11 protein-coding genes are annotated in these 10,936 nt (G+C 60.6%); 4 read left to right on the top strand and 7 right to left on the bottom strand.

Features of this window, described 5'->3' with window-relative positions:
* The 4 genes from EKK30_RS16910 to coaA all read left to right on the top strand — a co-directional run.
* The coding region (locus EKK30_RS16910) for a ParA family protein (RefSeq protein WP_290986765.1) at positions 1 to 594 on the top strand (594 nt) is incomplete at its 5' end.
* 59 nt (positions 595 to 653) lie between these two features.
* Positions 654 to 1,532, top strand: a complete 879-nt coding sequence (locus tag EKK30_RS16905; protein WP_290986764.1) for a ParB/RepB/Spo0J family partition protein — start codon at positions 654 to 656, stop codon at positions 1,530 to 1,532.
* A 117-nt stretch (positions 1,533 to 1,649) separates the two neighbouring features.
* Positions 1,650 to 1,982, top strand: coding sequence for a phosphoribosyl-ATP diphosphatase (locus tag EKK30_RS16900; RefSeq protein ID WP_290986761.1), 333 nt, complete (start codon positions 1,650 to 1,652; stop codon positions 1,980 to 1,982).
* Between the two features lie 83 nt (positions 1,983 to 2,065).
* Entirely contained in the window at positions 2,066 to 2,980 is a 915-nt protein-coding gene (gene coaA / locus EKK30_RS16895; RefSeq protein ID WP_290986767.1) for a type I pantothenate kinase, read from the top strand.
* 33 nt (positions 2,981 to 3,013) lie between these two features.
* Here coaA and EKK30_RS16890 read toward each other — a convergent pair whose 3' ends face one another.
* The 7 genes from EKK30_RS16890 to EKK30_RS16860 form a co-directional block, all read right to left on the bottom strand.
* Positions 3,014 to 4,111, bottom strand: a complete 1,098-nt coding sequence (locus EKK30_RS16890) for a YXWGXW repeat-containing protein (protein ID WP_290986760.1) — start codon at positions 4,109 to 4,111, stop codon at positions 3,014 to 3,016.
* A 260-nt stretch (positions 4,112 to 4,371) separates the two neighbouring features.
* Positions 4,372 to 4,656, bottom strand: a complete 285-nt coding sequence (locus tag EKK30_RS16885) for a hypothetical protein (RefSeq protein ID WP_290986758.1) — start codon at positions 4,654 to 4,656, stop codon at positions 4,372 to 4,374.
* A 193-nt stretch (positions 4,657 to 4,849) separates the two neighbouring features.
* Positions 4,850 to 5,848 carry an adenosine kinase gene (locus tag EKK30_RS16880; protein ID WP_290986757.1) on the bottom strand — a complete coding sequence of 333 codons (999 nt, stop codon included), beginning with the start codon at positions 5,846 to 5,848 and terminating at the stop codon, positions 4,850 to 4,852.
* A gap of 68 nt (positions 5,849 to 5,916) precedes the next feature.
* Positions 5,917 to 6,963, bottom strand: a complete 1,047-nt coding sequence (gene holA / locus EKK30_RS16875; protein ID WP_290986756.1) for a DNA polymerase III subunit delta — start codon at positions 6,961 to 6,963, stop codon at positions 5,917 to 5,919.
* 41 nt (positions 6,964 to 7,004) lie between these two features.
* Positions 7,005 to 7,577 (bottom strand): hypothetical protein, encoded by a 573-nt coding sequence (locus EKK30_RS16870; RefSeq protein WP_290986755.1) that lies wholly within the window; start codon positions 7,575 to 7,577, stop codon positions 7,005 to 7,007.
* Complete coding sequence (gene leuS, locus EKK30_RS16865) at positions 7,564 to 10,188, bottom strand: leucine--tRNA ligase (RefSeq protein WP_290986754.1); 2,625 nt, start codon at positions 10,186 to 10,188, stop codon at positions 7,564 to 7,566. The genes EKK30_RS16870 and leuS overlap by 14 nt, the downstream gene beginning before the upstream one ends.
* A gap of 253 nt (positions 10,189 to 10,441) precedes the next feature.
* Positions 10,442 to 10,846 (bottom strand): heme-binding protein, encoded by a 405-nt coding sequence (locus tag EKK30_RS16860; protein ID WP_290986752.1) that lies wholly within the window; start codon positions 10,844 to 10,846, stop codon positions 10,442 to 10,444.
* Positions 10,847 to 10,936: the final 90 nt, after the last annotated feature.

Raw genomic sequence — 10,936 nt, 5'->3', positions numbered from 1 at the left:
GATACGGTTCTGAAAACCGCCGTGCCGAACCTTTTCGTCGTTCCGGCGAACAACGATCTCGTCGGCATCGATTCAATCCTGGCATCGGATCAGAACAAGCCGTTCAAGCTGCGCGACGCCATCACGGCATTGGTCGGCCAGCAGCGCGCGCGCGAGCCCGACACGCATTTCACCTACGTGCTGATCGACTGCCCGCCGTCGCTGAACTTGCTGACGCTCAACGCGATGTCGGCTTCGCATGCCGTTATCGTGCCGGTGCAGTGCGAGTTCTTCGCGCTGGAAGGTATCTCGCAGCTCAAGGATTCCATCGAGCAGATCCGCGCCACGCTCAATCCAAGTCTGGAAATCCAAGGCGTCGTGCTGACGATGCACGATGCGCGCGTTTCGCTCTCGCGCGAAGTCGCCGAGAACGTCCGCGCGTTTTTCGGCGCGAAGGTCTACGACACGATGATCCCGCGGAACACGCGCATTGCCGAAGCGCCCTCGCACGGCAAGCCGATCCTTCTCTACGACTACGATTGCGCCGGCAGCCAGGCCTATATGCGTCTGGCCACCGAGATCATGGAGCGTGAGCGGCGCTACAAGGCGGCGTAAGCCACGCGAAAGCGATCGCGATTACGGGACAAGCGAACAAGCAGGGGAAAGTAGAGCAAATGAACTCGATGGTGCCGAAGAGCCGCCTGGGCCGTGGCCTTGCCTCTCTGATCGGAGAACCGGCACCTCTCGGCCACCGTCTGCCGCCGGAGGGCGAGCAGCGCATGGTGTCGATCGCCGAAGTGAAATCGAGCCCTCTCAACCCGCGCAAGGATTTCCGCGACGACGAACTGGTCGAACTCGCGGAATCTATCCGCACGAAGGGCCTCGTTCAGCCGATCGTCGTTCGCCCGAACGGAATGGCCGGCGGCTATGAGATTGTCGCCGGTGAGCGTCGCTGGCGCGCGGCGCAGAAAGCGGGCCTTCACACCATTCCGGTGATCATTCGCGAACTCAGCGACCGCGAGGTGCTTGAGCTTGCGATCATCGAGAACGTGCAGCGACAGGACCTCAACGCCATCGAGGAAGCCACCGGCTATCGCGAGCTGGTCGAGCGTTTCGATTATAGCCAGGAGCAAGTGTCGGAGATCATCGGCAAGAGCCGCAGCCACGTCGCCAATACGCTGCGCCTTCTGAAGCTCCCCGCCGACGTGCAATCGCTCGTCCAAAACGGCCAGATCAGCGCCGGTCACGCCCGCGCCCTCATCGGCCGCGATGACGCCGGATCGATAGCCAAGCAGATCATCGACAACGGCCTCAACGTCCGCGACGTCGAAACCCTCGTTCAAACGTTCGGCGAACCGGGCAATACCGGTGGGAGCAATCGACGGGCGCGCGACAAGGATGCCGACACGAAAGCTTTCGAAAAGGAGCTGACCGATCTGCTGGGCCTCAAGGTCGAGGTTCGCAAGGCGTCCGGCGAGAGCGGAACCCTGATGATCCGCTATGGCAATTTCGACCAGCTGGATTATATCCGTCAGCGGCTTGGTGGCGGCTGAGGATCTTAATCCTTTCTCGCCTTTTCGGATCGGTACCGCTTGATTATCCGGCGCTGGCTTGATGGTGTGCGCGCGCTCGGGTCCGAACGTCGGACCCCCTCGCACGAGACGCAAACGATGAGCGAAGAGAATACCCTGGTCCGGCTCGCCGCGCTGATCAACTCGCGGCGGTCTGACACCTCTGGCAAGTCCTATACATCTCAACTGCTGACGGCAGGGACGGAGCGTTGCGCCAAGAAGTTCGGCGAGGAAGCCGTCGAGCTCGTCATTGCCGCCATGGGCACTGAAGATAAAGCCGTGCGCGCCGAAGCCGCCGACGTGCTCTATCATCTTCTCGTGCTGCTCGAGTCCCGCCGCATCCCCTTCGACGATATTCTGAAGGTGCTGGACGGCCGCATGGGCACATCCGGACTTGAGGAAAAGGCCTCCCGCGGCACGAGCGCGTCGTGAAGACCCGAGCGCCGGCGCCGCGGAAGAAAGCGAAGGGGCGCGAAGAAGCGCGCGCCGAAAGCGTACCGTTTTCGCCCTATCGCATCTTCACCCGCGAAGAATGGGCGAGGCTTCGCGCCGACACGCCCATGACGTTGCAGCCCAATGAGTTGGAGCAGCTCTCCGGTATCATCGAGGAATTGTCCGTTGAAGAGGTTGAGCAGATCTATCTGCCTCTGTCGCGTCTTCTCAATCTCTATGTCGCCGCCGCGCAGAAGCTCCATTCGGTGAGTTCCGAATTCCTTGGCCGCAAAGATACCAAGGTGCCTTTTATCATCGGCGTCGCGGGTTCCGTTGCCGTCGGCAAGAGTACGACCGCCCGCGTGCTGCGTGCGCTGCTCGCCCGCTGGCCCGATCACCCGCGCGTCGATCTGCTGACGACCGACGGCTTTCTCTATCCCAACGCCGAACTCGAGCGTCGCGGCCTGATGGCCAAGAAGGGATTTCCCGAAAGCTTCGATACCGAACGGCTGCTGCGTTTTCTCGGCGACATCAAATCGGGCGTTTCGAGCGTTTCGGCTCCCGTTTATTCGCACTTTCAATACGACATTCTCCCCGGGCAGGAGACGATCGTCGAGCATCCGGATATTCTGATCATCGAGGGTCTGAATATCCTCCAGCCCGCCGATATGCCGAAGGACGGCACGACAATTCCATTCGTTTCCGATTTCATCGATTTCTCGATCTATATCGATGCCGATCCGGCCGTGATCGAGAAATGGTATTTGACGCGGTTCATGCGCCTGCGTTCAACCGCGTTTCGCGATCCCGGCGCCTACTTTCATAAGTATGCCGCTCTCGCGCCCGACGAAGTCCGCCGCGTCGCCTTGAAGCTCTGGCGCGAAATCAATCTCAAGAACCTGCAGGAAAACATACTGCCGACGCGCCGCCGCGCTCAGCTCATTCTCCAGAAGGGCGAGAGTCATCGCGTCAAATCCGCAGCACTTCGCAAGCTCTAGGCTGCGGATTGCGCGACAGACCCTCCCTCGATGTCACCCGTGCTCCGGCCGCTTGCCGGGGCGTGGTTTTCCGCCACCTTCTTCATGATGATGCGCCGGCGGGTGATTGGCTGCCATCTTCGGCGGGGGCCTGAAGTTCGGCCGCTGCGGATGCGCGTTCGCGATTTTTGGCTGCGGATGCGGCTTTTGCGCGAAAGACTGATTTGCCGTGTGATTGATTGTCTTCGCTTGCTCCGGTGCATGAAACGCGTCGGGGCTTTTATGCGTCGATGCGTGCGTGTTCGTGCCGAACTCATTCGCTGCGTGATTGACCGTCTTTGCGTGGTCGGGTGCGTGAGACGCGTCGACACTCTTATGCGCAGGTGGATGCGCATCGCCGCCGGCATGCGGCAGGCTTGCTTTTGCCGCAACGATGCCGTGTCCGGTGAAAACCGCAGGCTTTGTCGTCGCCGCGATCTTCGGCGCGCCGTGATTGACCGAGGCAAACATGGCCTTGTTCGTGCTCGCCATGTGCTGATGTTGAACCTGAAGCGCCGTCGGCTGCAGATGGTGCTCCTGCGCGGCCTGAGCTTCCTGCGGTGTAGGCTTCGCGGCGATGCCGCCTTGGCCGCCGTTGAAGCTCACGTTCTGGACCGTCTTGTTGACGATCACGGTGTTGTACGTGTTGTGAATGATGGTCGTGTTCACGCGCGTCACCGCGGTATTGTAGAAGAACGAGCCATGGTCCCAATGGCCGCCCCAATATCCCGAACCCGTATATCCGCAGCCGTAATTGATGCCGCCATAGAAGCCGACGTGCGGCCCCCAGTATCCGGCGTGCCAGACGTAATAGCCGTCGCTCCAGCCCCAATAGCCCGGGGTCCAGAGGTATCCGACTTGCGGCGCTCGAACCCAGGTGCCCGGCACCCAGTAATAGCCGTCCTCGTCGTAGGCCCAGTAGCCCGGCGACCATATGAAATCGGGTCCCGGCGCGATGGGCTGCACATAGACAGGCAGCGGCGGCGGGGCGACGTTGATGGAAAGAAACACGCCGGCATTGGCCGGACGCGAAAACATCAGCCCGGCGGCAAATCCGGCAATCAAAAGCGCTTTTCCGAGCCTGCTTGGCCCACGTGCAATTGCGAGCGGCATGGATCCCCCTGCTGATGCTGCAGTTTTGCTGCGCCATCCAATGCCTTGCAGCGGACAAAGTTGCGGCGGTGGCGGGCCGGTAAGTAGCTTAGGTCACCATGCCTAGGCTTTTCGCCCGAAAGTCCGCGCCGCGCGCGAAACCCGCTTTTGCTGAAAATGCGCAAAAAAATGGGCCGCTTGGGGCAGCGGCCCGGGCGAGTGATCACAGGCGATCGCTCTACAGTCGAAAAACGCGATTTGAATCGATGATGAGATCGTTGTTAGCGGGCTGGCTGTATAGCGCCGGGCAATTGCTCGGCCAGCGCCGCCGAGACCGAGGCACGCAAATCCTGCGACAGCTCAATGCGCGTTCGTAAAGCAAATACCTTATATTTGTCCCGCAGGCGGCGAATGGCCGACGGATCCGAATACCCCATCATCCGAATTGCCGTGGTGGGTTTCATTTCCGGGTGAACCCTCAGCAACTCATCCAGGCGTGCAATCCGGTCGCTATCGTCGATACCAGTGCCCTTCGGGCGGCCACGTCGGATGGGAGTGTGAAGCATATGTGCGAATCCCGAAACGGAGCGATTCAGTGATTTCGACAGTGCTGCAAGTTAATTCGCAATTCCAGGGAGAATAATTGTGAGTCCGAATTGGACACGAAATACCCCCTAAACATTCTCATTTTGAACTATGTTCAACCATTAAATGATTTCCGGCAACCAGAATTGGCAATCCAGCTGCCGGAATGCGAAGTCAGGAAATGAGTCCGTGTTGCCGGGCTAATTCCTGAAGCGAAACGGCGGGCCGTGCTCCGGTATGGCTGATGATTTCGGAGGCCGCCAGGCTCGCAAGCCGGCCGGCTGTTTCCAAATGCAGCCCATTTGCATATCCGAAGAGAAAACCGGCCGCATATAGATCGCCGGCTCCGGTCGTATCGACGACTTCCGAAACCGGAAATGTGCCAATTCGAATTGTTTCGCCTTCGAAATGAATTTCCGAGCCTTTGGCGCTACGAGTGAGCACGGCAAGCTTCGTGTCGGAACGCGCCTTTTCGGCCGCAAAATCGAAGGATTCCGTTTGATAGAGCGATTTGATTTCGCTTTCATTGGCGAAAAGAATATCGACGCCTGCTCTAATGAGCGCGAGAAATTCATCGCGATGGCGATCGACGCAAAAACCGTCGGAAAGTGTAAGCGCTGTTTTTCGTCCCGCTGTTTTTGCCGTTTGCAACGCGGCTCGAAATGCGGCTTTCGCCTGCGGCTGATCGAACAGATATCCTTCCAGATATAAAATAGACGAAGCTTGAATCATCTCGAGGTCGAGTTGCGCTTCGATGAGATTTGTCGAAATACCCAGATAGGTATTCATCGTGCGCTCACCGTCCGGCGTGACAAGAATGAGCGAGCGCGACGTTGGCGTCCCGTTCGAAACGGAGGGAACATTGAATGCGACGCCGACGGAGCGGATGTCGTGTGAAAAGATCCGCCCGAACTCGTCGTCCGCGACGGTGCCGATGAAGGCCGCGCGTCCGCCGAACGAGGCGACGCCCGCGATCGTGTTTGCGGCCGAGCCGCCCGACGTTTCGATGGCCGGTCCCATTGAGGAATAGATCTTCTTGATCTCGTCGGCATCGACGAGCCGCATGCTGCCTTTCGCAACGCCGACCTCGGCGAGAAATGCTTCGTCGCACCGTCCGATGATATCGACGATCGCGTTACCGATCCCGATCACGTCGTAACGCAGATCCGTCATGAAAATCCCCTTTTTGAGATAAAAGCGCTGGCACTATAGGGAGGAGATCGCCGCTCGCAAGCCAGCCTCTAGCGGCCGGCCGCCGCAGCACCTGAGATCGCCGCCATCGACGCCAGCGCCAGGATCAGGCGCTCGGCGATAACGTCTTCCAGATGCGAGGAAAGCCGCGCTGTTTTCGCGGCGTCCGAAATCCGCCGCAGCGCCTGATCGAGCTGCCCGCGCGTCCAGCTGCGCACCTGGCGCGCGAAGATGTCCTTCTGCTTGAAGAACAGTGGCGGCCGCAGATATTTCAACGCATCGTCGAGCCGCTGCCCGGCATCGACGTCGCTGCGCACGCGATGCAGCTTTTGAAAATATCGCTGCAGAACGCCGATGATCATCTGCGCATTTTCGCCGGATGCCAGCGCTCGCCCGAAGTCGCTGACCGCGCTTTTCGTCCGCCCGTCGGCGACGGCCTCCGCGATGCGTTCGATCGCCAGTCCCGCTGCGTCGCCGACCAGCATGTCGACGTCTTCGAACGTGATCTGCGAGCGCCCAAGGCAATAAAGCGCGAGCTTCTCGATTTCCGATCGCGACAACGCGCGGTCGGCGCCCAGCCGGCTTTGCAGCAGATCCCGCGCGTCGCCGTCGATCGACAGTTTGAAGGACGTCAGAACTTCCGAAATGAGATTGTCGATGTCAGCCGCGGAGTCAGGATAGCACGGCACCGCGTAGCAGGATGCGTGTCCCTCAAACAGCGCGCGCAGCGCATCGTCGGCCTTGAGATTGCCCGCCTCCACGATCAGCAGGCCTTCTAGCGGCGCTGAGGCCAGTAGTGGCTTCAGCAGTTGCGCTGAAATCCGCCGGCCGGCAATGGCGCGCACGATCCGCCTTCCCGAAAACATCGGTCGCGTTTGCAGCTCCGTCTCGAGCAGGCCAGGATCTTCGTCGAGTTCGGAATCATCGATCTTGAGGATCTCGCCGGGCGGGTTCTCACGCGCCGCAAGAACTTTCGCCAGCGCGGCCGATCGCTCGCTGACGAGGCCGGGGTCCGAACCGTGAAACAGCGCGGCCGTCAGGTCGCCAGGCGGCGTCTTGAGAAAGGTCGCTGTTTGCTGCGGTTTGATGGCCGTCATGAGGTGCTCTTATAGGGCAGATGGCCCAGAAGTAAGAGCGGTTAGGCCTGATCGCTGGCGAGAACGGCAAGAAGGCGCGTTCTAAGCTCTTCGCCGACTGTCTCGGCCGCGCGATTCTCGGCATCCTGCCGGGCTTCTACGTTGGCAAAGATCGACGACACGCGGTCGAAAGATGCCCGGCCGTAGCTTGAGCCCGAGGCCACGACCTTTTTGTCGGACAGCCGGACCAGGCTGTACGACGCGTCGATGCCGTAGATCTGGCTGCCGGCGTTGCCGTCGACGGCGACCAGCATCGATGTCACGGATTCACGGATCGCGATGTCGAGCCGATACTTGGGCGGCGCAGGTGAACCGCCGCCGGTCGTCTGGAAGATCAATTCGTTGCGGATGCGCTGACCGACACGGCCTGGAATGGGCGCTACGTCGACGGCTGCAAGCCGCTCTTTGATCGCGGAGCCATTGATCAGCGCTGAACCGTAGAGCGGATGGAAGCCGCCGCTGCCGCAGCCGCCGAGGACCGGCAGGCTCAGAACAGCAGACGCGAGCAGGAAACCACGCACAGCCGCAAGGCCGCACTTGCCCCCCAGTCCAAACCGCCCCTCAGCCAACGACATTCACGATCCTCTGCGGAACGACGATAACTTTCTTCGGCTGCCGCCCTTCGAGGGCTCGCGTCACCGTTTCAAGTTTCAACGCCGCCGCCTCAACTTCCTCGGATTTTGCACTGCGCGAAATCACGAGTTCGTCCCGTCGCTTACCATTCACCTGTACGGCAATGGTCACCTGATCGTCAACGAGTAGGTCGGCCTCCGGGGCCGGCCACGGTTCGTTCGCGACCAGCGTGTTGTATCCGAGCCGCGCCCAGCATTCTTCAGCCAAATGCGGCATCATGGGGCCGATCATCACCACCAGGAGTTCCGTGGCTTCGCGAATGGCCCAGGCCGTATCGGGATTTCGCTTCGATAGGGTCGATTGGAGAACATTGGAAAACTCGTGGACATTGGCGACCGCCACGTTGAAACGCAGCGCGTCGATCGCCTTGCCGACCCCGTCCAGCGCCCGGTGTGCGGCCTTTCGCACATCCAATGCTTCAGGCGAGAACGACGCGGGTTTTGCACCCTTTTCTCCTGGGTAGGCCTCGGCAACTTCATCGACGATTCGCCAGACGCGCTGAATGAAGCGACCCGCGCCCGCGACGCCGGACTCGGTCCAGATGACATCGCGTTCCGGCGGGCTGTCTGAGAGCATAAACCAGCGGGCGCAGTCCGCGCCGTAGTGCGCGATGATGTCGTCGGGGTCGACCAGGTTCTTCTTGGACTTCGACATCTTCTCGATCGAGCCGATGACGGCCGGCTGCCCGGTCGCGATCTCGATCGCTTTGCGGCTGGCGCCCTCACCTTCGACCTTCACGTCGTGCGGCAGCAGCCACAGCCCGTCCTGGGACTTGTAGGTCTCGTGCGTGACCATGCCTTGCGTAAAGAGCGCAGCAAAAGGCTCACGCGTGTTCGTCGCGAATGACAGGTGCCCCGTGTCGCACATCGCGCGCACGAAGAACCGCGAATACAGCAGGTGCAGAATCGCGTGCTCGATGCCGCCGATGTATTGGTCGACCGGCAACCAATAATGCGCTGCGCTTGAATCAACCGGCGTCTTGGCTTCCGGCGCCGTGAAACGCACGAAATACCACGACGAGTCGACGAACGTATCCATCGTATCGGTTTCGCGAAGCGCTGCCTCGCCGCAAATCGGACAAGCGACATGTTTCCACGTCGGATGCCGGTCGAGCGGATTGCCGGGCTTGTCGAAGGTCGCGTCCTCCGGCAGTTCGATCGGCAAGTCCTTCTCCGGCACGGGCACCACGCCGTGCGTCTTGCAGTGAATGACGGGGATCGGACAGCCCCAGTAGCGCTGGCGCGAGATGCCCCAATCGCGCAGACGATAATTAATCTTGCGCTTGCCCTGCGGCTCCGAGCCGAGCTTCTGCGCCTCCAGACGCTTCGCGGCTTCTTCGAACGCGGCGCCGGTCGAGAGCCCGTCGAGGAAGCGCGAATTGATCATCGTGCCGTCGTCGACGTAAGCCTTGATCGTCAGCTTGAACGTCTCGGCGGTCTCGCCTGGCGGCAGGATCACCGGCACGATCGGCAGCTGATAGCGGAGCGCGAAATCCATGTCGCGCTGGTCGCCGGAGGGGCAGCCGAAGATGGCACCCGTGCCGTAATCCATGAGAATGAAGTTGGCGACGTAGACCGGCAATTCCCAGCCCGGATCGAACGGATGCACGGCGCGGATGCCGGTATCGTAGCCGCGCTTCTCGGCGGCCTCGATCTCCGCGACGGAGGTGCCCATGCGCCGGCATTCGTCACAAAATGCAGCGAGTTCCGGGTTGTTTTCCGAGGCCGCTTTCGCCAGCGGATGATCGGCGGCAACGGCCAGGAACGACGCGCCAAACAGTGTGTCGGGACGTGTCGTATAGACTTCCAGTTCCTCGAAGCCTTTCGGCGCCGTCTTCTTGTTGAGCCCCCAGCGAACCAGCATGCCTTCCGAGCGGCCGATCCAGTTCGCCTGCATCAGGCGCACCTTCTCCGGCCACTTCTCCAGCGTGTCGAGGTCGCTGAGGAGTTCCTCAGCATAGTCGGTGATCTTGAAGAACCATTGCGTCAGCTCGCGCTGCTCGACGAGCGCGCCCGAACGCCAGCCCCGGCCATCGATCACCTGCTCGTTGGCGAGCACGGTATGATCGACCGGATCCCAGTTCACCTTCGATGATTTCCGATAGGCAAGCCCCTTCTTCAGAAGATCGATAAAGAGCTTCTGCTGATGCTTGTAGTAGGCGGGCGAGCACGTCGCGATCTCGCGCGACCAGTCGAGCGACAGACCCATGGACTTGAGCTGTCCGCGCATCGTGTCGATGTTCGCGTACGTCCAGGCGCCGGGATGGACTTTCCGCTCCATCGCCGCGTTTTCAGCCGGCATTCCGAACGCATCCCATCCCATCGGATGCAGAACGTTGAAGCCCTTTGCCCGCTTGTAGCGCGCCACCACGTCGCCCATTGCATAGTTGCGGACGTGACCCATGTGGATGCGTCCCGACGGATAGGGAAACATCTCGAGCACGTAGGATTTTGGCCGCTGCGTATCCTCCGAAGCGCGGAAGATGTCCTCTTTTTCCCAGATGGACTGCCAGTGTTTTTCACGCTCGGGCGCGTTGTAGCGTTCGTTGGCCATGGGGCCTGGATCTCATTCAAATGCTTGCCGGAAGGCCGTAAAGACCCCGAATGGTAAAGCCGGTCAAGCGGAGACGTGTTCGGGGCGGTGCGGCAGGCCAGCATGCGACCGGCTACGGTGGGTTTTCCCGCGGCACACTGGTCTAAAATCGGCTGGAAACGCAAACAACGCGCACCTTTAGGATGCGCGTTGCCTGGATGTTCAATCGTTTGAGCTCTTGGCGCCTGTCAGAACACCGGCGCGAGAGCCATCATCAGCACGTGTGGGCGCTGGCGCCGGCTTCCGCGACCGTCTGGTCCTGAACGCCGCTGCCGCCGGAAACGCCAATCGCCCCGATGACTTCGCCCTTCGAGTCCTTCAGCGGAATACCGCCGGCGAAAATCATGACGCGATCGTGGTTCGAGGCGTGAATGCCGAAGAACTGGTCGCCTGGCTGGCTGTTCTCGGCAAGCTCCTTCGTCGAGATGTTGAAGGCGCGCGAGGTAAACGCCTTGTTGATCGAAATGTCGATTGATCCGATCCAGGCGCCATCCATGCGGATGTGAGAAATGAGGTTCGCACCCTCATCGACGACGGCGATGTTCATCGGCTGGCCGATTTCCTTCGCCTTCTTTTCTGCAGCGTCGATGATACGGCGAGCGTCGGCGAGTTTCAGCATATCGGGGAATTCCTCTGCGGGGGGTGGAAACGGATGCGTTATGTAATGCGGATGGCTCATCACAAAATTGCGACACTTGTTCACGTCGTG

The organism is Hyphomicrobium sp. (assembly GCF_003987855.1).
GTDB lineage: Bacteria > Pseudomonadota > Alphaproteobacteria > Rhizobiales > Hyphomicrobiaceae > Hyphomicrobium_B.
The sequence above is the reverse complement of the archived record's forward strand: the minus strand, read 5'-3'. Positions and strand labels throughout refer to the sequence as shown.